This is a genomic window from Klebsiella sp. KE9456 (genome assembly GCF_043832615.1).
Lineage (GTDB): Bacteria > Pseudomonadota > Gammaproteobacteria > Enterobacterales > Enterobacteriaceae > Klebsiella > Klebsiella indica.
Window position 1 is genome coordinate 37,234 of the sequence record NZ_JBDYQK010000018.1, and the last position, 24,014, is coordinate 61,247.

The window sequence follows — 24,014 nt, forward strand, 5'->3', positions numbered from 1 at the left end:
CATGTTAAGTATTAAAAACCTGCAGGTTGCCGTCGAAGAGAAAGCGATCCTGCGTGGACTCAACCTGGAGGTTCGCCCCGGCGAAGTGCATGCCATTATGGGGCCGAACGGTTCCGGGAAAAGTACGCTGTCCGCGACGCTCGCCGGACGTGAAGACTATGAAGTCACCGGCGGTAGCATTGCGTTTAATGGTAAGGATCTGCTGGAACTGGCCCCTGAAGATCGTGCGGGCGAAGGTATCTTTATGGCTTTCCAGTATCCGGTGGAAATTCCCGGCGTCAGCAATCAGTTTTTCCTGCAAACCGCGCTCAACGCCGTGCGCAGCTACCGCGGGCAGGAGCAGCTTGACCGTTTTGACTTCCAGGATCTGATGGAAGAGAAAATTAAACTGTTGAAAATGCCGGAGGATCTGCTGACCCGCTCGGTCAACGTTGGCTTCTCCGGCGGCGAGAAAAAACGTAACGATATCCTGCAGATGGCGGTGCTTGAGCCTGAATTGTGTATTCTGGATGAGTCAGACTCCGGGCTGGATATCGACGCGCTGAAGATTGTCTCTGAGGGCGTTAACTCCCTGCGCGATGGCAAACGCGCGTTTATTATCGTCACCCACTATCAGCGCATTCTTGACTATATCAAGCCGGATTATGTCCACGTGCTGTACCAGGGGCGGATTGTGAAATCCGGCGATTTTACTCTGGTCAAACAACTGGAGGAGCAGGGTTATGGCTGGCTTACCGAACAGCAGTAACGCGCTGCAACAGTGGCATCATCTGTTTGAAGCTCAGAGCGAACGGCGCAGTCCGCAAGCGCATCAGCACCTGCAACAATTGTTACGGCTGGGCCTGCCAACGCGTAAGCAGGAAAACTGGAAATATACGCCGCTGGACGCCTTGTTTAACCAGACCTTTGTGACCGCCTCGCCGCAGGCGCTGACGATAAACCAGCGCGACGCGCTGGCGCTGGCTATTGATGCCTGGCGTCTGGTGTTTGTCGACGGTCAGTTCAGTGAAAGTCTGAGTGACGATCTGGCGGCAAGCGGCTATGAAGTTAAGATTGACAACCAGCGTCAGTCGCTGCCGGATGCCCTCCAGCCGGAGGTCTTTCTCCATCTGACCGAAAGCCTGGCGCAGACGGTTACCCGCATCCGCGTCAAACGCAATCAGCGGCCGGAAAAACCACTGCTTATCATGCATCTCACGCGCGGTCTGGCGGGCGATGAGATGAATACCGCTCACTACCGCCACCATCTGGAACTGGAGAGCGGCGCAGAAGCGACCATTATCGAACACTATTTGAGCCTTAATGAGCAACGGCACTTTACCGGCGCACGGCTGACCATGACGGTGGCGGATAACGCCCACCTCCAGCATATCAAGCTGGCATTTGAGAATGCGCAGAGCTACCACTTTGCCCATAACGATCTGGCGCTGGGGCGCGACGCCTCCGCTTTCAGCAGCAGTTTCCTGCTTGGCGGCGCGGTGTTGCGTCACAACACCAGCGCGCAACTGAATGGTGAAAACAGCAACCTGCGTATTAACTCGCTGGCGATGCCGGTGAATAACGAAGTCTGCGATAGCCGTACCTGGCTCGATCACAAAGTGGGGTACTGCAACAGCCGTCAGTTGCACAAAACCATCGTCAATGACAAAGGACGGGCGGTGTTCAATGGGCTGATTAATGTCGCGCAGCATGCGATTAAAACCGATGGTCAGATGACCAATAACAATCTGCTGCTCGGACGCTTGTCGGAAGTGGATACGAAACCGCAGCTGGAGATTTATGCCGATGATGTTAAGTGCAGCCACGGCGCGACCATTGGACGCATAGATGACGAACAGCTGTTTTACCTGCGTTCACGCGGCATTACGCAGCAGGCGGCGCAGCAGATGATTCTTTACGCCTTTGCCGCCGAGCTAACGGAAGCGATCGGCGATGAGGCGCTCAGGCAACAGATACTGGCGCGTATCGGCCAGCGTTTGCCAGGAGGTAAAGCATGACATTTTCTGTGGAACGGGTGCGCGCGGATTTTCCGGTACTGAATCGCGAGGTTAACGGCCAGACTCTGGCCTACCTTGATAGCGCCGCCAGCGCGCAGAAACCGGAAGCGGTAATCAACGCCGAGGCGGAATTTTATCGCCACGGCTATGCGGCGGTACATCGCGGTATTCATACCCTTAGCGCGGAAGCCACGGCGCGGATGGAACAGGTGCGCCAGCAGGCGGCGACCTTCCTTAATGCGCGATCGGCGGAAGAACTGGTGTTCGTTCGTGGCACCACAGAAGGGATTAACCTGGTGGCGAACAGCTGGGGTAACGCCAACGTTGGCGCGGGCGACAATATCATCGTCAGCGCCATGGAGCACCACGCCAATATCGTCCCGTGGCAGATGCTGTGCGCCAGAGTCGGCGCTGAACTGCGGGTGATACCGCTCAATCAGGACGGCACCTTGCAGCTGGATGCGATCCCCGGGCTGTTTGACGAGCGGACCCGCCTGCTGGCCATCACCCAGGTTTCCAACGTGCTGGGTACTGAAAACCCGATCGCCGCCCTGATTACGTTAGCCCATCAGCATGGGGCTAAAGTGCTGGTGGATGGTGCGCAGGCGGTGATGCATCACCCGGTGGATGTCCAGGCTCTGGCGTGTGATTTCTACGCGTTTTCCGCACACAAACTGTATGGCCCGACCGGGATTGGCGTGCTCTACGTTAAACAGGCGATATTACAGGATATGCCGCCGTGGGAGGGAGGCGGTTCGATGATCGCGACCGTCAGTCTGACGGAGGGCACCACATGGGCTAAAGCGCCGTGGCGTTTTGAGGCGGGGACGCCCAATACCGGCGGTATTATCGCTTTTGGGGCGGCGCTGGATTACGTCAGCGCGCTGGGGCTTACCCATATTGCGGAATATGAACAAACGCTGATGCGCTATGCCCTGCAGGCGCTGGCGAACGTGCCGGACCTGATCCTCTACGGTCCGCAACAGCGCCTGGGCGTGATAGCCTTTAATCTTGGCAAGCATCATGCCTACGATGTCGGCAGCTTCCTGGATAATTATGGTATTGCCGTCCGCACCGGCCACCATTGCGCCATGCCGTTGATGGCATTCTACGGGGTACCGGCTATGTGTCGGGCATCGCTGGCGATGTACAATACAATGGAAGAGGTGGATCGGCTGGTGACGGGGCTACAGCGGATCCACAAATTATTAAGCTAAAGGAAGCAACCATGGCGGCGTTACCGGACAGAGATAAACTGCTGCGCAACTTTAGCCGTTGCGCGAACTGGGAAGAGAAGTATCTCTATATTATTGAACTGGGCCAGCGTCTGGCGCCGCTTGGCCCGGAGGAACATATCGCACAGAACATCATCCAGGGCTGCCAGAGTCAGGTGTGGATCGTGATGACGCAGGAGGAGAGCGGCGCCATTGTGCTTCGCGGCGACAGCGACGCGGCGATCGTCAAGGGGCTTATTGCGGTGGTGTTTATCCTTTATGACCGGATGACGGCTAAAGATATCACCGCGTTTGATGTGCGCCCGTGGTTTGAAAAAATGGCCCTGACACAGCATCTTACCCCCTCGCGATCGCAAGGGCTGGAAGCCATGATCCGCGCAATTCGCGCGAAAGCGGAAAATCTTAGCTAGAATAAAACAGTAGATATCATTCTGTTATGCGCGTCGGGAGAGGGGCTGTCGGCGTGTATAACAGGTTTGCGTTTTATCAGCAAAGAAGGAATCTGAGTATGAAACGCGCGTTTCTCATCACTACGGCTCTTCTGAGCGCCTTCAGTGCGTCACACGCGGCCTGGGCCGTTGATTATCCGCTTCCTCCCGCGAACAGCCGTCTAATCGGAGAGAACCAGACCTGGACGGTACAGGAGGGAGACCGTAATTTGCAGGCGATCGCCCGTCGTTTTGATACGGCGGCGATGCTGATCCTCGAAGCGAATAATACCATTGCGCCGGTGTATCCTGAGCCCGGCACCAGGGTACTGATTCCCTCGCAAATGCTGCTGCCCGACGTGCCGCGTGAGGGGATCGTCGTCAACCTCGCTGAACTGCGTCTTTACTACTTTCCACCGGGCATGAATCAGGTGCAGGTGTATCCGCTGGGCATTGGTCAGCAGGGGCTGGAAACACCGGAGATGACGACCCGCATCGGGCAGAAAATCCCTAACCCGACCTGGACGCCGACGGCGGGTATTCGCGCGCGCTCTCTTGAGAAGGGCATTACCTTGCCGCCGGTAGTCCCTGCCGGGCCAAATAACCCGTTAGGGCGTTTTGCATTGCGTCTGGCGTACGGCAACGGCGAATATCTCATTCATGGCACTAATGCGCCGGACAGCGTCGGCTTGCGCGTCAGTTCCGGCTGCATGCGTATGAATGCGGCGGATATTCAGTCTCTGTTCAGTCAGGTGAGGAGCGGGACGCCGGTGCGGGTGATTAACCAGCCGGTGAAATTCGCCGTAGAGCCGGATGGTAAGCGCTATGTTGAAGTTCACAGGCCGCTGACGCCGGATGAGGGAAAGAACACCCAGACGATGGCCTATACGCTCTCTGCGTCGTTTCATCAGTTTGCTGACGATAAATCTGTCGATGAGGCGCGGCTGAAACGCGCGCTGAACAGACGGGCAGGTTATCCGGTGGTGGTATCGAGCGAGGGCAACGCGACATCGATGCTGTCTGTGCAAAACAGGCCGGATGATGGGGCGAAAAGAACCCAGTAAGCGGGTGATACAGAAATAAAAAATGGCGCACATTGTGCGCCATTTCTGTTACACAGGTACTATTACTTACGGTATTTAGTAGCCTGGTTGTCCAGACGCTGGTTAGCGCGAGCTGCGTCGTCTTTAGCAGCCTGAACGTCGGAACGCATTGCGTTCACGTCGTTGCTCAGCTGGTCAACTTTAGCGTTCAGAGTCTGAACGTCAGAAGACAGCTGATCGATTTTAGCGTTGCTGGAGCAACCAGCCAGCAGAGTAGAACCCAGGATTACTGCGCCCAGTACCAGTTTAGTACGATTCATTATTAATACCCTCTAGATTGAGTTAATCTCCATGTAGCGTTACAAGTATTACACAAACTTTTTTGTGATGAGAATATTTTTTTACTGGAACACACTTATTTTTGATCGTTCGCTCAAAGAAGCATCGAAATTTTCGCGAGAGGTGAAAAAGGCGAGTGAAAACAGCATGCTTCCATCGGATTCATCTTAGATAATCTCGCATTAAATAGTAAAATTCGATTTGCATTTTTATTAGCAGTGTCTAGTACTGGAATAAAAAAAGCGCCCCTAAGAGGCGCTTTTAAAGGTAAGGTTAATTAACCTGTAAATTATTACAGCACGTGCACGGATGCGGTATTGGTGGTGCCACTCGGAACTAATGCGCCGGAGACCATAACCACCACATCGCCTTTACGCGCCAGGCCACTTTGCAGCGCCAGTTCTTTGCCCTGAATATAGAACGCGTCAGTGGAAGAGATCTCTTTAACCAACTGAGCGACAACGCCTTTACTCAGTACCAGTTGACGGGCGGTGGTTTCGTTGGTGGTCAGGGCCAGGATGGTGGCATCCGGGAAGTATTTACGTACGGCGCGGGCGGATTTGCCCCCCTGGGTTGCCACGACAATCAGCGGCGCTTCCAGTTTTTCCGCCGTTTCGACGGCGCCCCGGCAAACCGCTTCGGTGATACGCAGCTTGCGGTTGTCGTTGTTGTACTCCAGACGGCTGGTCATGACGCGGTCGGTACGTTCACAGATGGTCGCCATGATGGTGACGGCTTCCAGCGGATATTTACCTTTTGCGGATTCACCGGACAGCATTACAGCATCGGTGCCGTCGAGGATAGCGTTCGCAACGTCGCCTGCTTCCGCGCGGGTCGGACGCGGGTTTTTGATCATGGAATCCAGCATCTGCGTCGCGGTGATAACCACTTTACGCGCGCGAATACATTTTTCGATCATCATCTTCTGGGCAAAAATAACTTCTTCAACCGGGATTTCAACGCCCAGGTCACCACGCGCGACCATAATGCCGTCAGAAGCCTCAAGGATTTCGTCGAAGTTATTCAGGCCTTCCTGGTTTTCAATCTTAGAGATGATCTGAATCCTTTCACCGCCATGGGCTTTCAGGTGCTCACGGATTTCAACCACGTCAGAACGTTTGCGGATAAAGGAGGCCGCGACGAAGTCAACGCCTTGTTCACAACCGAAGATCAGGTCCTGTTTGTCTTTTTCCGCCAGCGCTGGCAGCGCGATAGACACGCCCGGCAGGTTGACCCCTTTGTTTTCGCCAAGATCGCCGTTATTCAGCACCTTACAAACCACTTTGTTACCTTCGATCGCGGTGACTTCCATCCCGATCAGACCATCGTCCACCAGTACGGTGTTGCCGACGCTCAGGTCGCTGGTGAAGCCTTCATAGGTCACCGCAACGATTTCGTTATTACCCACAACGGATTTATCGGTGGTGAAGGTGAATGTCTGGCCGGCTTTCAGGGAGACGTCGTTGCCGCCTTCCAGCTTAATCGTACGAATCTCTGGCCCTTTGGTATCCAACAGGATAGCGGCTTTTTTGCCGGTGTTGCTCATCACATTGCGCAGATTCTGGATGCGTTGCCCGTGTTCAGCGTAGTCACCGTGGGAGAAGTTGAGACGCATAACGTTCATGCCTGCGTCCAGCATTTTGGTCAGCATCTCTTCAGATTCAGTTTTCGGACCGATGGTACAAACAATTTTGGTCTTTTTCATGACAGTTCAATCTTTAAGTTGTGAAGGATAAGGATGGAGGAATCTCACTCCGCGGGCGAACTGCCACAGAGTTAAACCGGGTTTACGAAAGTTGCGATGCCACGCTCTAAGGATAGGCGACAACATAAGAGCGTGCAGAAGAATGTGTGCTGGCGGTTCAGCCCATGAAAAGAGGCGATTTGTTATGCGTTGAGTTATGCAATCCAATGCGCTGAAACCATTCAATAAGTATTTGTCGGCATTATACGTTGCCCAAAGCAAAAAGAAAATGAAAACCATGTTTCATTTCTATAGTCATATACTTAACAATATGCAAACTAATTTAATGAATATTCGCAACACATTTTTTCAGCGACTGATAACATAAATGGTGTGGAAAACGAGGTTTATTCACAAGTTTCACTGAAAAAATCGCTCTCTGACCCACAAATACCACGCTGGTTTGATTTTGTCGGGAAATATATCAATAATGAATTGATTGGTAATGAAAATTTGTGGGTTAACTTGCATGGGAAATAAAGCCAAAGACGATGAACTGTACCAGGAAATGTGTCGCGTAGTCGGCAAAGTGGTGCTGGAAATGCGCGATCTGGGTCAGGAACCGAAACATATTGTCATTGCGGGCGTGGTGCGAACGGCCCTCGCAAACCTGAAAGTCCAGCGCTCCGCGCTGACCCGGGAAGCGATGGAAAAAGTGGTCGACGCCCTTTCGGGGAACTGACCGCGCCTGCGTTGTGCCGCAGATCAGGAAATGACGAAACGAATCACCGCTTTTACCGCAATATCGCTGTGGTGTTCAATCATCGCTTCGTCGTCAATTTCTGGTAACGGATCGTCCATAAACAGGCTGCTGAAGGTATAAAAATTTGATACCTGGTAAAAACTCACGCTGCTGATCAACCGGTGAACATCGCGCGCTTCCAGCCCCGCCTGAAATATTCCCTGCTGCTGGCCGCGCTGCAGAATATCTTCGAGAATCGACAGGGCGGTGCGGTTTAATGGTTTCAGTTGACCGGATTTTTTCAGCCACTTGCCGCGCTGCATGTTTTCCATACAAATCACGCGAATAAAATCGGCGTGCGTGGCGTGAAAGCGCACGCTCCACTTCACCAGTTGTACCAGCGCTTCGACCGGCGGCACATTTTCCAGACCAAGCTGCTGCTCCGTTTCGCGGATCCGCGCGTAGACATGTTGTAATACCGCCAGATAAAGCTGTTCTTTAGTTTTGAAGTAATAGACCACCATACGCTTGGTGGTTTGCGCCTCGGTGGCGATCTGTTCCAGTCTCGCGCCCGACACGCCATGCCCGGCGAATACGGTAATGGCGGCCGCGAAGATCTTCTCTTTCAGGGAGAGTGCATCATCATGAGCAACGGGGGGCATAACGGCTCCTTTTCTGAGTTCTTAAGCTGAAAAAATAGGCATAGTGGTCGCAATGTCGCAACCCATCATGGCGCAATTGAACCAAATGATACATATTCAGATCTTATTCAGATCTTAGCGCTGATAATGACACGAGGATACGTATGCTGCGCTCCATCGCGACCGTCTCGATCTCCGGTACGTTACCTGAAAAGCTGCACGCGATTGCTGCGGCAGGCTATCAGGGCGTTGAAATCTTTGAAAACGATCTGCTCTATTATACCGGCACGCCGGCAGATATCCGTCATCAGGTGGCTGATTTAGGGCTAAAAATCACGCTTTTTCAACCCTTTCGTGATTTTGAAGGCGCCAGCCGCGACCAGTTTGCGGCGAATATGGAACGGGCCAGGCACAAATTCGCGCTGATGCATGAGCTGGGCTGTGACACGATGTTGCTGTGCAGTAATGTCCAGCCGGATTGTTCTGCGGATGTTGAACTGCAGGTGGCGGATTTACGCGCTCTGGCTGAACTGGCAGAGCGCGAGGGCATCGCCATCGGCTACGAGGCGCTGGCCTGGGGCACGCACGTCAACCGCTGGCATCAGGCCTGGGAGCGGGTTAAAAGCGTCAACAGTCCGGCGCTGGGAATTGTCCTCGACAGTTTCCATGTTCTGGCGCGGGGCGACACGCTTCAGCGGCTGACGGAAGTCCCGGTGGAGAAAATCACTTTTGTGCAGATGGCCGATGCGCCGCGGATGAAAATGGATATCCTGGAATGGAGTCGGCATTTCCGCTGTTTTCCAGGGCAGGGACAACTGCCGCTGGTGGATTTTGCCTGCGAGCTGACCCGCTGCGGCTATCGCGGCCCGTGGTCGCTGGAGATTTTCAACGACAGCTTTCGCGGATCGCCCAACGGCGCGACGGCGAAAGACGGCTATCGCTCGCTGTTGTGGCTGGAAGAGCAGACCCGCCAGCGGTTACCGCAGAGCGACGCGCCGCTGTTTAGCCTGGCTGAACTCCCCGTTTATGCCGGGCTGGCGTTTATTGAATTTACCGCTGGTCCCGCGGAAGCTAACGAACTGGGACAAAGGCTGGCGCAACTGGGATTTGCCGAGGAGGGGACGCATCGTTCTAAATGCGTCTCCCTCTGGCGCAATGGCGGGGCTCGGGTGGTGGTCAACGCCCAGCCTCACAGTTGGGCCGACCATTTCTACCAGCGGCACGGGGTCTCACTCTGCGCCATGGCGCTGCGTGTCAGCCACAGCAGCGCGATCGTGGCGCGCGCCCGCGCCTACGGTTACGCCACCTGGCAGGGGGATGCCGGGCCAAATGAAAGCTCAATCCCGGCGATTTGCGCCCCGGACGGCAGTCTGATTTACCTGATTGAAACGGGCGAGGATATTTACGCTCGCGATTTTCATCTGCGAACGGATCTCACCCTGCGTGAGGATTATTGTGGCATTGACCACCTGGCGCTCGGCATGGAAGCAGACAGCCGCGATAACTGGATTATCTTTTTCCGTACCGTATTCGGTTTCACCCTTGAGCATGAACAGACGCTGCCAGATCCCTACGGGCTGGTGCGCAGCCTGGCAGTGCGCAGCCCGCAGGGGGATATTCGCCTGGCGTTAAATATTTCACAAAGCCGCGCGACTCAGATCGCCCGCTCGGTGGCCTGCTATCAGGGAGCCGGTTTACAGCATGCGGCTTTTGCCTGCCACGATTTACCCGACACGCTTGAACACGTGCCGCAGGTCTCCGTGAACGCGCTACCGATCCCGGCGAACTATTACGAGGATCTGCTGGCTCGTTTTGGCGACAAAGACTGCATTAACCAGCTAAAACGTCTGCACATTCTCTACGATCGCGACGATAGCGGCGGTGAGTTCCTGCACCTCTACACCCGTCCATTCTCATCCGGTCGTTTTTTCTTCGAGTTAATCGAGCGACGCAAAGGTTATGCGGCATATGGCGCGGTAAACGCGGCGGTGCGCCTGTCGGCGATGCGTTTGTCGGAGAAGCCGTGATGATTTCCTCCGTTTGTGGAAATTGGCTGCTGAAACAACCTGAACCCGGTTAATATATCGCTATATTTTCTGGAATATAGCGATGGGTGCTTATGACAACCTCTTTAAGGCTGTTAGCGGCGGGGAGCCTGAAAAGCGCGTTCCTTCCGCTGCTGGCGCGTTTTCAACAACAGTGTGGGATAACGGTCGAAGCGCAATTTGGCCCGGCAGGCCTGCTGCGTGAGCGTATCGAGGCCGGGGAGCCATGCTCTGTATTTGCTTCGGCTAATCGCCAGCATCCGCAGGCGCTGCGCCAGGCCGGGCTGGCCGGAGAGTGCCAGTTGTTCGCCCGTAACCAACTGATGCTGACCGCCCGCCGTGGCGCGGACACTGAAGCGCGGGACTGGCTGGCGCTGCTCAGCGATCCCGGATTGCGTCTTGCCACCTCCACGCCCGGCTGCGATCCATCCGGCGATTACACCTGGCAGCTTTTTTCTCGTATTGATGCGCGTTGTCCCGGCACTGGCGCCGCCATGATGGCCCGCGCGCAGCAGCTGGTTGGCGGACGAGACTCTTTGCGGGTGCCTGCGGGAGAAATCGCCGGGGCATGGCTGCTTCATGAAAACGTAACCGATCTGTTTATCGGCTATGCGCATTATGCCATGCAGATGACGGCGTATGACGACCTGCGCATGCTGGTCATCCCTGCGCCGTGGAATATTTGCTGCGACTATCACCTGACGCAAATTGACCCCTGCGCCGGTGCCCGGCAGCTGTGCCGTTTTATCCTCAGTACCGAGGGCCAGCGCTATCTGAAAAACGCGGGGTTTTTGGGCATCAACGACGAATCGTAAACTGAGGAGCCAGCAGCGGTACCGCCGAGCCGGGATGATTGATTTTATGTACCGGCAAACCATAGGCATGCTGAAGATTCTCTTCCGTCAGCACGTCTGTTGATTTTCCCGCCAGCCACTGAAGGTTCGGCAGCAGGAGCAGAGTGTGGCTTGCCACCTGCAGAGCATGGGTCGGATCGTGAGTGGTAAAGAGCACGGTGCGTTTGTGGCGATGGGCAAGGTCGCTAATCAACTGCAATACCACCTGCTGGTTGGCGAGATCCAGCGCTGAGCAAGGTTCATCCAGTAACACATTCTGGCTGGCGCCCACCAGCGCCCGGGCGATCATCACCAGCTGCTGCTGTCCACCGGAAAGGGAGCGAAATACTTTGCTGGCCAGCGGCGCGATCCCCAGTTGCGCCAGCGCCTCCTGTACCCGGCGCTCATCTTGCGCTGAAGGCTGCGCAAACAGATTAACGTGGCGTGCCCGTCCCATCAGCACCACATCGCGTACCTGCCAGCTGAAAGCCGGACGAAATGACTGCGGCACCATTGCGATACCGCCCTGGCTGGCAAACTGACCGCCGAGCGGCGTCAGCACCCCGGTCAGGGTATCAAGCAGGGTGCTTTTACCGCGCCCGTTAGCGCCGAGTACCGCCCAGGTCTCGCCGGCGCGGCATTGCAGGCTCAGCGGCGCAAATAATGGCTGACGATGGCCGTAGCGTAATTCGGTTAAACGCAGAGAAGTGGTCATCCGTGCGCGCCTCTGCGCCGGGAGTGTACCAGCAACCAGGTAAACAGCGGCGCGCCAAGCAGAGCGGTAATAATACCAATGGGAATTTCCGCCTGCGTCAGCGTACGAGCAAGGTCATCGACAATAATCATAAAACTGCCGCCGAGCCAGAAAGCGGTTGGCAGAAGACGCCGATGATCGGCGCCTGCCAGAAGCCGGGCCAGGTGTGGGATCACCAGCCCGACCCACGCAATACTGCCGCTCACCGCGACCTGAGCGGCGACCAGAACCGCGCAGCACACCAGTACGCCGCGACGCAGGGCGGTGGCGGAAACCCCCAGTCCGCGTGCGTCCTTGTCTTCCAGCGCCAGCAGGTTAATCCGCCAGCGTAGTTTAATGAGCACCGCTGCTGCGCAGGTTAGCGGAATCGCCATGATAAACACTTTGTGCCAGTTTGCCGTGGCGAAACTGCCGAGCAGCCAGAAGACAATATTCGGCAGCGTTTCTTCTGTATCGGCGAGGTACTGCATCAGGCTTACCAGCGCGGCAAAAAAACCGCTGAGAATAATGCCCGAGAGAATCAGCGCCAGCGTGTTTTCCCGTCCCTGCAGTGCGGCAATCAGGTAAACCAGGATTAGCGCGGCAAGACCGAAGAAAAAGGTCGACGTCATCATCAGCGGGATATTGAGCCCCAGCAGAATCGCCAGCGTGCCGCCAAACGCGGAGCCGGAGGTCACGCCGATAATATGCGGGTCCACCAGCGGGTTCTGGAATACACCCTGCAACGTGGCCCCGCACAGCCCCAGCGCGCCGCCGGCCAGCAGCGCCATTACGATTCTCGGCAACCGGATCGACCAGACAATCTGCCCGGTCACATCGCCAGTGGCGGAAGCATGCCCTAACTGACGCAGAACTTCCGTCAGGCTCAGGGGATACTGGCCAAAACTGATCGAGGCGACGGCAATCAACAGCGTCGCCAGCGCGAGGGTATATTGCAGCAGGGCTGGATGACGCTTACTGAGCATCCGGTGTCCACTTCACGCGATAGAAACGCTGATAGTAATCCTGCGCTTGTGCATTGACATCAACGTTGTTATAGCGTGAGGGGTAGAGTTTTTTCGCCATCCACAGTTCGCCGATCGCCAGCGCTTCCGGCATTGGGTAGCCCCAGGCTTTGGCATATTCCGGCATCAGCCACACGCGGTGATTTTTCACCGCGTCAATGCGCTGCCACTGGGGATCGTTTTGGATCTGTTTCACTACGTTCGGGTAACGGTCCTGGACGAAAATGACCTGCGGATTCCATTGCAGCACTTGCTCCAGCGAGACCTGACGCGCGCCTTTTACGCTGGCGGCGGCGACATTTAACGCTCCGGCGTGCTTCATCATCAGCCCGGTATATTTGCCGGAACCATAGGTGTTGAGATCCGGGTTAGCCATATACACGCGCACCCGCTGGTTTTCCGGGATATCGGCCACCGGCGCGTTGGCTTTTGCGCGCGCGCTGAAGGTGTAATTGATCAGATCTTCAGCCTGTTTTTGACGATCGACGACGGTACCGATCAGGCGGATACCTTCTTTCAGGCCTTCATTGTATGCCTGCTCTTCGTTGACCATCGTCGGGTTCATTTTGTTTTTTTCGCCTGCGGCATCCTGGCGCAGCGAAATCGCCACCACCGGGATCCCGGCATTCTGAATCTGCTGGATCATCGCCTGCGGGGCATAGTTAGCGACGAACACCACCTGCGGGCGCAGCGCCAGCAGGCTTTCGATGTTGACCTGGGTCAGATCGCCCGGCGTCGGCAGTTTCTCAATGTTCGGCATAAAGCGGGCAAACTGCGGGCCGAGCTGTTTTTTCCAGCTGCTCAGGACGCCGACGATATCCTCTGCGGCGTTAAGCTGTACCAGCAGGTTTAAGGTCTGATGCTGGAGTACCACGACGCGGGTGACATGGTCGGGAAGGGTGACCTGACGGCCTATCTGGTCGGTAATGGTTCGGTCGGCAAAGGCCGAATTGACGAACAGACTGGCGCTTAATAGCGTCAGCGTGAGCAAAAAGCGCGGGTGTTTGAACATGGCGTGACTCGATAGCGAATGAATTAACGTTATGCATTAGAATATATAGCGAAGTCAGGCGCAATGGTTATCGGCGCTTTTCCCTTTCAAAATGCGGGTTATTCGTAAAACACTTCTTCGTCAGCCATCCGTTCTTCGAGCTGGCTGGCTACTTTTTGCAACGCGACAAGGTATTTTTGCGCAGCCTGCTCAATGGTCATTGCTTTAGCCATATACACCAGATTCAGGCAGCCGATAACCCGCTGCTGGCTGCGGATTGGCACGGCAATGGCAGCGATTTTTTCTTCCTGTTGCCAGCCGCGGAAGTTTTCGCCATAACCATTTTGCCGGGTGCGTTCAAGAATCTCCGCCAGCTTTTCCGGTTCGCGGGCCAATTGATACTCCGCTTCCGGGCGTGCGGCCAGCATGTCGATGAGTGGGTTTCGCTCATGCTGTGGGGCGAAGGCCAGCCAGGTTAATCCGGACGCGGTCAGCAGCAAAGGCAAACGGCGGCCAACCATCGCCCGGTGAAAGGAGAGCCGACTAAACCGGTGCGTTGTTTCGCGCACCACCATCGCATCGACATCAAGGGTGGTGATGTCGGTGGGCCACAAAACTTCCCGCAACAGCTCGCCAAGCAGTGGGGTGGCGAGGGCAGAAATCCAATGTTCGTCACGAAATCCTTCGCTTAACTGGCGAACTTTGATCGTTAACCGAAAGCTGTCATCGGAACGGCTGCGGCGAACATATCCCTCCTCCTGTAGCGTTTCCAGTAGTCGTCTGACGGTGGTGCGATGCAGACCGCTAAACTCGGCCAGCGTGCTCACCGTCGCGCCTCCATCGAATTTATTTAACAAATTTAATAACAATAATCCGCGGCTTAATCCGCGCACTGTTTTGTAATCCGTCGATGAGTTTTCGATCATGCTACCTCAACAAAAATCAATTTAAACAACTCTGTGCACCTGGTGCACATCTGATGATGTTTTGATTGTAGCGCAAATCATCGAACCTATACTGACCTCACAATAAAAATATATTCACATTTAATTAACAAAATGCCGGGCGGATATTGTCCGAATGACGGCAATTTGTCCGAAGCGTGAGGTTCTGAACATGACAACATCGAATCCTGATATCCAGCCTGCCGTACAGCATATTGCTCAGGTTGCCATTGCCGGCGCGGGTCCGGTTGGCCTGATGATTGCCAACTACCTGGGGCAGATGGGGGTCAGCGTACTGTTGATTGAGAAGCTGGCATCGCTGATCGATTATCCCCGCGCCATCGGTATTGACGATGAGGCGCTGCGCGCGATGCAGGCGGTGGGGCTGGTGGACAATGTGCTGCCGCACACCACACCGTGGCACGCGATGCGCTTTCTTACCCCGAAAGGGCGCTGCTTTGCCGATATTCAGCCGATGACCGATGAGTTTGGCTGGTCGCGCCGGAATGCCTTTATTCAGCCGCAGGTTGATGCGGTGATGTACGACGGCCTGAAGCGTTTTCCGCATGTACGCTGCCTGTTCTCCCGTGAAGTCGAAGCCTTTACCCAGAATGGTGACAACGTCACCCTGAATATAAAAGGTCTCAATGGCGAGCGAGAAACAGTACGTGCCGACTGGCTGGTAGCCTGCGATGGCGGGGCAAGTTTTATTCGTCGCACACTGAATATTCCCTTTGAAGGTAAAACCGCGCCCAATCAGTGGATCGTGATCGATATCGCCAACGACCCGCTCGCGACGCCGCATGTTTATCTGTGCTGCGATCCGGTGCGTCCGTATGTGTCCGCCGCGCTGCCGCACGGGGTGAGGCGGTTTGAATTTATGGTGATGCCCGGCGAAACCGAAGCCCAGCTTAGCGAACCGGACAATATGCGCCAGCTGTTGAGTAAGGTGCTGCCGGACCCGGATCGCGTCGAGCTGATTCGTCAGCGTGTTTATACCCATAACGCGCGCATCGCCGAACGCTTTCGCGTAGACCGCGTACTGCTGGCGGGCGATGCCGCGCACATCATGCCGGTCTGGCAGGGGCAAGGTTATAACAGCGGCATGCGCGATGCGTTCAACCTGGCGTGGAAACTGGCGCTGGTGGTGAACGGGAAAGCCGGGGACTCGCTGCTGGACAGCTACCAGCAGGAGCGACGGGATCACGCCAAAGCAATGATTGACCTGTCGGTTACCGCCGGTAATGTCCTGGCGCCGACGAAACGCTGGCATGGCGCAGTGCGCGACGGTATCTCGTGGCTGCTCAACTACCTGCCGCCGGTTAAACGCTACTTCCTCGAAATGCGATTCAAGCCGATGCCGCAGTATCGCGACGGCGCGCTGCTGGCCGAAGGCGAAAGTAAGACTTCACCGGTCGGCAAAATGTTTATCCAGCCGAAAGTGACGCTTGAGGGCGGCCAGGTGACGCTGCTGGATGAAGTGATTGGCGCCAGGTTCGCCATTATCGCCTGGGGCTGCAACCCGCTGTGGGGGTTAAACGATGAGCAGATTTCCCGTTGGCGCGCCGCTGGGACCTGTTTTATCCAGGTGGTGCCAGACATACAAATTCACCGCCAGCAGGACAACGTTCCCGGCGTCATCCGCCTCGGCGACGCACAAAACCGTCTGAAAAGCTGGTTTGCACAGCATGGTACCGCCATCGCCGTTGTGCGACCGGATCGCTTTGTCGCGACGGTGGCGATACCGCAAACCCTGGGCAACAACCTCGACGCGCTGGCGAACAAAATGCAGCTGGCGCCCGCACAACCCGCAACAACCATTGAACAGGTGGCTTGATATGAATGTCTGGCTTCATTGTCTTTCTCATACCCCGCTGGTGGGCTACGTAGACCCGGAACAGGCGGTGCTGGACGAGGTCAACGGTGTCATTGCCGAAGCGCGGGCGCAAATTGCCGCCTTTGACCCGGAACTGGTGGTGCTGTTTGCCCCCGATCACTACAACGGCTTTTTCTACGATGTGATGCCGCCGTTCTGCCTGGGGATCGGCGCAACCTCCATCGGCGATTTCAGCAGCGCCAGTGGCGTTCTGCCGGTGCCGACGGCGCTGGCAGAGGCCTGCGCCCATGCGGTGATGAAAGACGGGATCGATCTGGCGGTTTCTTACTGCATGCAGGTGGATCACGGCTTTGCGCAACCGCTGGAGTTCCTGCTTGGCGGGCTGGATAAGCGGCCGGTTCTGCCGGTGTTTATCAACGGCGTCGCCACGCCGTTGCCGGGATTTCAGCGTACCCGCATGCTGGGCGAAGCCATTGGCCGCTTCCTTACCACCCTGAATAAACGGGTATTAATCCTTGGCTCCGGCGGATTGTCGCATCAGCCGCCGGTGCCGGAGCTGGCGAAGGCCGACGCCCATATGCGCGACCGGTTGTTGGGCAGCGGCAAGCAGTTGCCGCCGGATGAACGGGAACGTCGCCAGCAGCGGGTCATTAGCGCAGCGAAACAGTTTACTAAGGACCAGAACTCGCTCTATCCGCTCAACCCCATCTGGGACAACCGCTTTATGAGCCTGCTGGCGCAGGGGCGGCTGGCGGAGCTGGACGCCATCAGTAATGAAGAACTGTCGGCAATGGCAGGGAAATCGACGCACGAAATTAAAACCTGGGTGGCCGCCTTTGCCGCGCTATCCGCTTTTGGCAACTGGCGCTGCGAGAGCCGTTATTACCGACCTGTCCCCGAGTGGATCGCCGGATTTGGCTCGCTGAGCGCCACCACGCTGAACTGAATTAAAGGGAGAAGATGATGAGCTACCAACCACAAACTGAAGCCGCCACCAGCCGTTTCCTCAACGTCGAAGAGGGCGGAGAAACATTATGTATCCATTTTAACGACTGCGGCCAGGGGGATGAAACCGTGGTCCTGCTGCACGGTTCCGGCCCCGGCGCCACCGGCTGGGCCAACTTCAGCCGCAATATCGATCCGCTGGTCGAGGCGGGCTACCGGGTGATTTTGCTGGATTGCCCTGGCTGGGGGAAAAGCGATTCCATCGTCAACAGCGGCTCCCGTTCTGACCTGAACGCCCGGGTGTTGAAAAGCGTTATTGACCAACTGGATATCAGCAAAGTGCATCTGCTGGGCAACTCCATGGGCGGCCACAGCGCGGTGGCCTTTACCCTGAGCTGGCCGGAACGCGTCGGCAAGCTGGTGCTGATGGGCGGCGGAACCGGCGGGATGAGTCTGTTTACCCCGATGCCAACGGAAGGCATCAAGCTGCTGAATGGCCTGTACCGTGAGCCGACTATCGAAAACCTGAAAAAGATGATGAATATCTTTGTCTTCGATCCCCGCGATCTGACCGACGCGCTGTTCGAAGCCCGACTCAACAATATGCTGTCCCGCCGGGAACATCTGGATAATTTCGTCAAGAGCCTGGAAGCCAATCCTAAACAGTTCCCGGATTTTAGTCCGCGGCTCGGCGAAATTAGCGCACAAACCTTAATTGTCTGGGGGCGTAATGACCGCTTTGTGCCGATGGACGCCGGGCTACGTCTGCTGGCCGGGATCAATGGCTCAGAACTGCATATCTACCGCGACTGCGGCCACTGGGCACAGTGGGAGCATGCGGACAGTTTCAATCAACTGGTGCTCGATTTTCTGGCGCGAACCTGAGGAACCATCATGACTTCGTTATCTCTTGAACAACTGGCGCAACGGTTGCGTGAGGCGGAAACCACGGGCCAGGCGATGGAACCGCTGCGCGATATTCCTGGCGTCGATAATGCCGAGGCGGCTTACGCCATCCAGAAAATTAACGTGCGGCATCACGTCGCGAATGGTCGCCGGGTGGTGGGGCGTAAGGTGGGGTTGACCCATCCTAAAGTGCAGCGACAGCTGGGCGTTGACCAGCCGGACTTTGGCACCCTGTATGCCGATATGTGCTACGGCGATAACGCCGACATCCCGTTTTCCCGGGTGCTGCAGCCGAAAATTGAGGCAGAAATTGCCCTCGTGCTCAGGCACGACCTGCCACACACCGATACCACCTTTGATGAACTCTATGCCGCTATTGACTGGGTGCTACCTGCGCTGGAGGTGGTTGGCAGCCGCATTCGTGACTGGTCGATTGGTTTTGTCGATACCGTGTCCGATAACGCCTCCTGCGGCGTCTACGTGCTTGGTAGCCCGGCGCGACGCCCGGACGGGTTGGATTTAAAAAACTGCGTCATGCGTATGACCCGTAATCAGGAGGAGGTTTCCAGCGGGTGCGGCAGCGAATGTCTCGGTCATCCGCTAAATGCGGCGGTGTGGCTGGCGCGCAAAATGGCCAGCCTCGGCGAGCCGCTACGGGCCGGGGATATTGTGCTGACCGGGGCGTTAGGCCCAATGGTGGCGATTAACGCCGGCGATCGTTTCGCGGCTGATATCGACGGTTTAGGTTCAGTCGCGGCCACTTTTGTCGCCGAAGAGGAAGGCAGTGATGAGTAAACGTAAAGTCGCGATTATTGGTTCCGGCAATATCGGCACCGATTTAATGATCAAAATTCTGCGTCACGGGCGACATCTGGAGATGGCGGTGATGGTCGGCATCGATCCTGAATCCGACGGCCTGGCCCGCGCCCGGCGCATGGGGATTGCCACTACCTACCAGGGGGTTAGCGGCCTGCTGCAGATGGCGGAATTCGCCGATATCGATTTTGTTTTTGACGCCACCAGCGCCGGGGCGCATGTGAAAAACGACGCCGCGCTGCGGGAAGCCAAACCGGGGATCCGCGTTATCGACCTGACGCCGGCGGCTATTGGCCCGTACTGTGTACCGGTGGTCAACCTTGCGGCCAATCTTGCCGAGGGCAACGTTAATATGGTGACCTGCGGCGGTCAGGCGACTATCCCGATGGTGGCGGCGGTATCCAGGGTGGCGAAAGTGCACTACGCGGAAATTATCGCTTCGATTGCCAGTAAATCCGCAGGGCCGGGAACGCGGGCCAATATTGATGAATTTACTGAAACCACCTCACAGGCTATTGAGAAAGTCGGCGGGGCGGCGAAAGGCAAAGCGATTATCGTGCTGAACCCGGCGGAGCCGCCGCTAATGATGCGCGATACCGTTTATGTACTCAGCGAAGCGGCGTCGCAGCAGGAAATTGCCGCTTCGATCGCGGAGATGGCGGCGGCAGTGCAGGCTTATGTGCCGGGATACCGCCTGAAGCAGCAGGTACAGTTTGAGGTGATCCCCGAAGATAAGCCGGTGAATCTGCCGGGCGTTGGCCGCTTCTCCGGCCTGAAAACCGCGGTTTACCTGGAAGTTGAAGGGGCGGCGCACTACCTGCCAGCCTACGCCGGTAACCTCGATATTATGACCTCGGCGGCGCTGGCAACGGCGGAAAAAATGGCCCAGGCGATGAACGACACGGCGGGAGACGCGGCATGAACGGTAAAAAACTCTATATCTCAGACGTGACCCTACGCGATGGCATGCACGCCATACGCCACCAATACTCTCTCGATCATATCCGCCAGATTGCCCGGGCGCTGGACAGCGCAGGCGTGGATTCAATAGAAGTCGCCCACGGTGACGGTTTGCAGGGATCGAGCTTCAATTACGGCTTTGGCGCACACAGCGATATTGAGTGGATTGAAGCGGCGGCGGAGTCGGTCAGTCAGGCGAAAATCGCCACGTTATTGCTGCCGGGCATCGGAACGTTGCACGATCTTAAAAATGCATATCAGGCCGGGGCGCGGGTGGTGCGGGTCGCGACTCACTGTACTGAAGCGGATGTTTCCGCGCAGCATATTGCCTTTGCCCGGGAACTGGGAATGGACACCGTTGGTTTTTTGATGATGAGCCATATGATCCCGGCGGAACAGCTGGCGCAGCAGGCGCTGAAGATGGAATCGTACGGCGCGACCTGTATCTATGTGGTCGATTCCGGCGGCGCGATGAATATGAACGATGTTCGCGATCGTTTCCGCGCCCTGAAGACGGTACTGAAGCCGGAAACCGCTACCGGGATGCACGCGCACCATAACCTGAGTCTTGGGGTCGCCAACTCAATAGTCGCGGTGGAAGAGGGCTGCGACCGGATCGACGCCAGCCTGGCAGGAATGGGCGCTGGCGCGGGTAACGCGCCGCTGGAGGTATTTATCGCCGCGGCCGATAAGCTTGGCTGGAACCACGGTACCGATCTCTACGCGTTAATGGACGCTGCCGACGAACAGGTGCGCCCGCTACAGGACCGCCCGGTGCGCGTTGACCGGGAAACGTTGGCGCTGGGCTACGCCGGAGTGTACTCCAGTTTCCTGCGCCATAGCGAAGTGGCGGCGGCCCGTTACGGGTTGAGCGCGGTCGATATTCTTGTCGAGCTGGGCAAGCGGCGGATGGTGGGGGGACAGGAAGATATGATCGTCGATGTCGCGCTGGATCTGCTTAACCAGCATAAATAAAAGAAACGCGCGGCTGGCAAGGTATCAGCCGCCATTCACCTGTTCCGATTATCAGGATATCTCCTGGGTACACTATGATGACGACCAATACTGCACGCGCTTCACGCCTGATGTTAACCGTCGGGCTCTGTTTTATGGTGGCCCTGATGGAAGGTCTGGATCTGCAGGCGGCGGGTATTGCCGCCGTGGGTATGGCGCGGGCGTTCGCGCTGGATAAAATGCAGATGGGCTGGGTTTTCAGCGCCGGGATCCTCGGCCTGCTGCCCGGCGCGCTGATTGGCGGTATTCTGGCGGACCGCCATGGCCGCAAGCGGATTCTGCTGGGTTCGGTTTTCCTGTTTGGCCTGTTCTCGATTGCCACTGCGCTGGCGTGGAATTTCCCGGTGCTGCTGTTGGCACGCGTGTTTACCGGCATCGGGCTGGGGGCGGCGTTACCGAATCTGATTGCGTTAACCTCGGAAGCCGCCGGTCCCCGCTTTCGCGGCAGAGCGGTCAGCCTGATGTACTGCGGCGTTCCCATTGGCGCGGCGCTGGCGGCGGCGCTGGGTTTTTTCGGTCTCGCGAACGCCTGGCAGACGGTATTCTGGGTTGGCGGTATCGTTCCGCTGTTGCTGGTGCCATTATTGATTCGCTGGCTGCCGGAATCGCCGATTTTTCAGCATCGCACGACAAGCGTGCCGCTGCGCACGTTGTTCGCACCGGATAATGCCACCGCTACCTTGCTATTGTGGTTGTGCTATTTCTTCACTTTGCTGGTGGTGTATATGCTGATTAACTGGCTGCCGATGCTGTTAGTCGGCCAGGGATTCAGCGCCAGCGAGGCGGCGGGAGTGATGTTTGTGCTGCAGTTTGGCGCCGCCTGCGGCACGCTGCTGCTGGGCACGCTGATGGATAAGCTCAGTCCGCTGTGGATGTCGCTGCTGATTTACAGCGGTATGCTGACGTCGCTGCTGGCGCTGGGAACCGCCACATCGCTGGGGGCGATGCTATTTTCAGGGTTCGTCGCCGGACTGTTCGCCACCGGCGGGCAGAGCGTGCTCTATGCTCTGGCTCCGCTGTTTTATCGTAGCGAAATCCGCGTCACCGGGGTGGGTAGCGCGGTGGCGATTGGCCGTCTTGGCGCGATGAGCGGCCCGCTATTGGCCGGGAAAATGCTGGCATTGGGTACCGGTACTGTTGGGGTGATGGCCGCCTCCGCCCCCGGTATTTTGCTGGCCGGCGTGGCGGTATTCTGGCTGATGAAACGCCAGAAGCGTTCGGCGGTGGCCTGAGGTTTTCCGGTTAAGCGCAGCGCCAGCGGGGGACTTTCCCGATTTACAGCACCTTAAATCCGTGTGTGCCATCGCGTGCCAGCTGTTCAACGAGGCCGAACTCCCAGTCGAGGTAGGCCTGCATTGCCGCAGGCGAATTATCGGTCCCTTCATACGGGCGTCGATAGCGATCGCTACGCGGCGTGGCCAGATGCGTCTCGCCATGTTCCAGCGCCAGCCCGGCGTTAATCCACGCCAGCGTTCCGCCATTCAACAGTTGCACCGGTTTACCGGTTAATGCCGCCACTTCGGGCACCGCATATCTTGCCAGCAGGCTGCTGCCACAGGTGACAACGTAACGCTCAGCTGTAGGGAGCACCTCCAGCGCCTGGCGCAACTGTGAACGGACCAGCCAGTAAGCGCCGGGAATATGACGGGAGACATAGTTGGCGCTGGTGGTGAAATCCAGCACTATGGTGCCCGGTTCCCGCAGCTGTTCCGCTAACTGGCGCGGGGAAATTTCCACGGCCTGCGGCCCCGGCGGTACGCTGGCGGCGGGATTGCCGCGTTCGCTAAAGTCATCCAGGCGCGCATTGTTTAATACGGCAACCTCCCAGCCCATCTGCGCCAGCCAGGAGGCGGTAATTGGCGCACGAACGCCATCATCAGCGATAAGCACGATTCTCGCTCCGCGTACGCTGGCGAAATGATCGGTTTCCTGTACCAGTTGCCCGCCGGGCGCGCTGATGCTCTGTGGCAGATGGCCTGCGGCGTACTCCTCCGGGCTACGGACATCAAACAGGTAAGTGGTACGCGCGGGCTGCTGCTGCCAGCGCTCAAGGGTATGGCTGTCAATAAAGACAACCCCCGCGCGTTCGGCGAGTTGCGTTACCTCCGCCACCCGCTCAGCCGAGGCGCGAAAATCTGCGTCGTAGCGCCGCTGCTGGCCGTGCTCAAGTTCGAGTCCCGCCAGGCTCCAGCCGATAGTGCCGTTGCGCAATGCATAAACCGGATTTGTCAGACCGGCATTAAGTAACGATTGGCTGCCGATAATGCTGCGTGTACGCCCTGCGCAGTTGACGATAACCGTCGTCTGCGGCGAAGGAATCAGTCCCTCAATGCGCAGCGCCAGTTCCCCGCCAGGCACGCTGATGCTGCCGGGAATATTCATGGTTTGATACTCATCGAAACGGCGTGCATCGACGATAATGACTTCCTGCCCGTTATCGATTCGCGCTTTCACCTCTTCGGCGCTCAAAGAGGGCGTATGTCGCTTGCTCTCTACCAGTTCCCCGAACGCTTTGCTCGGCGAATTGACGTCCTGAAACAGCTCTCCGCCGCTACGCTGCCAGCCCTGCAGGCCGCCTTCCAGTAAAGTCACATCCTGATAACCCCAGCGATGCAGGCGCTCAACGGCCTGTTCCGCCAGACCTTCACCGTCGTCGTAAACGGTAATTGCCGTCGTCAGGCGCGGTACGCGGCGAAAAATTTCCAGTTCCAGCTTGCTGAGCGGCAGACTGGCGGCGAAAAGTGGATGATTGCGCGCAAATTCGGCCTCTTCACGAACATCGATCAGCGCCAGCTCTGCGCCGTCAAGCAGCGCCTGGCGCAGCTGTGCCGCCGGGCGATAAGAGTATGTGGACAT

General features: G+C 56.9%; 23 protein-coding genes. 15 read left to right on the forward strand and 8 right to left on the reverse strand.

Going from position 1 to position 24,014, the window contains the following annotated elements; all coding sequences use genetic code 11:
- Position 1: 1 nt before the first annotated feature.
- The 5 genes from sufC (at position 2) to ABK821_RS17975 (ending at position 4,724) form a co-directional block, all read left to right on the forward strand.
- On the forward strand, positions 2–748 hold the full coding sequence (gene sufC, locus ABK821_RS17955) for a Fe-S cluster assembly ATPase SufC (protein WP_138358725.1): 747 nt from the start codon (positions 2–4) through the stop codon (positions 746–748).
- A complete protein-coding gene (gene sufD / locus ABK821_RS17960) occupies positions 723–1,997 on the forward strand; it encodes a Fe-S cluster assembly protein SufD (protein WP_343178284.1) in 1,275 nt (424 codons plus the stop codon). Before sufC ends, sufD begins: the two co-directional genes overlap by 26 nt.
- Entirely contained in the window at positions 1,994–3,214 is a 1,221-nt protein-coding gene (sufS, locus tag ABK821_RS17965) for a cysteine desulfurase SufS (protein WP_138358729.1), read from the forward strand. Before sufD ends, sufS begins: the two co-directional genes overlap by 4 nt.
- A gap of 11 nt (positions 3,215–3,225) precedes the next feature.
- A complete protein-coding gene (gene sufE, locus ABK821_RS17970; protein WP_343178285.1) occupies positions 3,226–3,642 on the forward strand; it encodes a cysteine desulfuration protein SufE in 417 nt (138 codons plus the stop codon).
- A gap of 98 nt (positions 3,643–3,740) precedes the next feature.
- A complete protein-coding gene (locus ABK821_RS17975; protein WP_138358733.1) occupies positions 3,741–4,724 on the forward strand; it encodes a L,D-transpeptidase family protein in 984 nt (327 codons plus the stop codon).
- Between the two features lie 62 nt (positions 4,725–4,786).
- Here the strand turns inward: ABK821_RS17975 and lpp are convergent, their stop codons facing one another.
- Positions 4,787–5,023: a murein lipoprotein Lpp gene (lpp, locus tag ABK821_RS17980; protein WP_001082307.1), complete on the reverse strand. Its 237-nt coding sequence runs from the start codon at positions 5,021–5,023 to the stop codon at positions 4,787–4,789.
- A 311-nt stretch (positions 5,024–5,334) separates the two neighbouring features.
- Positions 5,335–6,747 (reverse strand): pyruvate kinase PykF, encoded by a 1,413-nt coding sequence (gene pykF, locus ABK821_RS17985; protein WP_138358735.1) that lies wholly within the window; start codon positions 6,745–6,747, stop codon positions 5,335–5,337.
- A gap of 508 nt (positions 6,748–7,255) precedes the next feature.
- Between pykF and fumD the strand changes: the two genes are divergently transcribed.
- On the forward strand, positions 7,256–7,468 hold the full coding sequence (gene fumD, locus ABK821_RS17990; RefSeq protein WP_138358737.1) for a fumarate hydratase FumD: 213 nt from the start codon (positions 7,256–7,258) through the stop codon (positions 7,466–7,468).
- Positions 7,469–7,491: 23 nt separating this feature from the next.
- Here fumD and ABK821_RS17995 read toward each other — a convergent pair whose 3' ends face one another.
- Positions 7,492–8,130: a TetR/AcrR family transcriptional regulator gene (locus ABK821_RS17995; protein ID WP_138358739.1), complete on the reverse strand. Its 639-nt coding sequence runs from the start codon at positions 8,128–8,130 to the stop codon at positions 7,492–7,494.
- 143 nt (positions 8,131–8,273) lie between these two features.
- Here ABK821_RS17995 and ABK821_RS18000 point away from each other — a divergent pair, with 143 nt between their 5' ends.
- The gene (locus ABK821_RS18000; protein ID WP_343178286.1) at positions 8,274–10,136 is read left to right on the forward strand and encodes a TIM barrel protein; all 1,863 of its coding nucleotides are present in this window, start codon (positions 8,274–8,276) and stop codon (positions 10,134–10,136) included.
- A 92-nt stretch (positions 10,137–10,228) separates the two neighbouring features.
- On the forward strand, positions 10,229–10,969 hold the full coding sequence (locus tag ABK821_RS18005) for a substrate-binding domain-containing protein (RefSeq protein WP_138358743.1): 741 nt from the start codon (positions 10,229–10,231) through the stop codon (positions 10,967–10,969).
- Here the strand turns inward: ABK821_RS18005 and ABK821_RS18010 are convergent.
- The 4 genes from ABK821_RS18010 to ABK821_RS18025 all read right to left on the reverse strand — a co-directional run bounded on the left by ABK821_RS18010 (position 10,953) and on the right by ABK821_RS18025 (position 14,662).
- Positions 10,953–11,702 carry an ABC transporter ATP-binding protein gene (locus ABK821_RS18010; RefSeq protein WP_138358745.1) on the reverse strand — a complete coding sequence of 250 codons (750 nt, stop codon included), beginning with the start codon at positions 11,700–11,702 and terminating at the stop codon, positions 10,953–10,955. The two genes, ABK821_RS18005 and ABK821_RS18010, sit on opposite strands and share 17 nt — an antisense overlap.
- Positions 11,699–12,706, reverse strand: coding sequence for a FecCD family ABC transporter permease (locus ABK821_RS18015; protein WP_395034004.1), 1,008 nt, complete (start codon positions 12,704–12,706; stop codon positions 11,699–11,701). Before ABK821_RS18015 ends, ABK821_RS18010 begins: the two co-directional genes overlap by 4 nt.
- Positions 12,696–13,757 carry an ABC transporter substrate-binding protein gene (locus ABK821_RS18020; RefSeq protein ID WP_138358749.1) on the reverse strand — a complete coding sequence of 354 codons (1,062 nt, stop codon included), beginning with the start codon at positions 13,755–13,757 and terminating at the stop codon, positions 12,696–12,698. The genes ABK821_RS18015 and ABK821_RS18020 overlap by 11 nt, the downstream gene beginning before the upstream one ends.
- A gap of 98 nt (positions 13,758–13,855) precedes the next feature.
- A complete protein-coding gene (locus ABK821_RS18025; protein ID WP_395034005.1) occupies positions 13,856–14,662 on the reverse strand; it encodes a DNA-binding transcriptional regulator in 807 nt (268 codons plus the stop codon).
- A 190-nt stretch (positions 14,663–14,852) separates the two neighbouring features.
- On the opposite strand from ABK821_RS18025, the gene ABK821_RS18030 reads away from it, so the two are divergent.
- The 7 genes from ABK821_RS18030 to mhpT all read left to right on the forward strand — a co-directional run bounded on the left by ABK821_RS18030 (position 14,853) and on the right by mhpT (position 22,390).
- Positions 14,853–16,517, forward strand: coding sequence for a bifunctional 3-(3-hydroxy-phenyl)propionate/3-hydroxycinnamic acid hydroxylase (locus ABK821_RS18030; protein WP_138358753.1), 1,665 nt, complete (start codon positions 14,853–14,855; stop codon positions 16,515–16,517).
- 1 nt (position 16,518) lies between these two features.
- Positions 16,519–17,463 carry a 2,3-dihydroxyphenylpropionate/2,3-dihydroxicinnamic acid 1,2-dioxygenase gene (gene mhpB / locus ABK821_RS18035; RefSeq protein ID WP_395034006.1) on the forward strand — a complete coding sequence of 315 codons (945 nt, stop codon included), beginning with the start codon at positions 16,519–16,521 and terminating at the stop codon, positions 17,461–17,463.
- Positions 17,464–17,480: 17 nt separating this feature from the next.
- A complete protein-coding gene (gene mhpC / locus ABK821_RS18040; RefSeq protein ID WP_308561554.1) occupies positions 17,481–18,347 on the forward strand; it encodes a 2-hydroxy-6-oxonona-2,4-dienedioate hydrolase in 867 nt (288 codons plus the stop codon).
- 9 nt (positions 18,348–18,356) lie between these two features.
- Positions 18,357–19,163, forward strand: a complete 807-nt coding sequence (gene mhpD, locus ABK821_RS18045) for a 2-keto-4-pentenoate hydratase (RefSeq protein ID WP_138358757.1) — start codon at positions 18,357–18,359, stop codon at positions 19,161–19,163.
- Positions 19,156–20,106, forward strand: a complete 951-nt coding sequence (gene mhpF, locus ABK821_RS18050; protein WP_343178291.1) for an acetaldehyde dehydrogenase — start codon at positions 19,156–19,158, stop codon at positions 20,104–20,106. Before mhpD ends, mhpF begins: the two co-directional genes overlap by 8 nt.
- Positions 20,103–21,119 carry a 4-hydroxy-2-oxovalerate aldolase gene (gene mhpE, locus ABK821_RS18055; RefSeq protein ID WP_395034007.1) on the forward strand — a complete coding sequence of 339 codons (1,017 nt, stop codon included), beginning with the start codon at positions 20,103–20,105 and terminating at the stop codon, positions 21,117–21,119. Before mhpF ends, mhpE begins: the two co-directional genes overlap by 4 nt.
- Positions 21,120–21,193: 74 nt before the next feature.
- Complete coding sequence (gene mhpT / locus ABK821_RS18060) at positions 21,194–22,390, forward strand: 3-(3-hydroxy-phenyl)propionate transporter MhpT (protein ID WP_395034008.1); 1,197 nt, start codon at positions 21,194–21,196, stop codon at positions 22,388–22,390.
- 43 nt (positions 22,391–22,433) lie between these two features.
- Here mhpT and ABK821_RS18065 read toward each other — a convergent pair whose 3' ends face one another.
- Positions 22,434–24,014, reverse strand: a complete 1,581-nt coding sequence (locus tag ABK821_RS18065) for a rhodanese homology domain-containing protein (protein ID WP_395034009.1) — start codon at positions 24,012–24,014, stop codon at positions 22,434–22,436.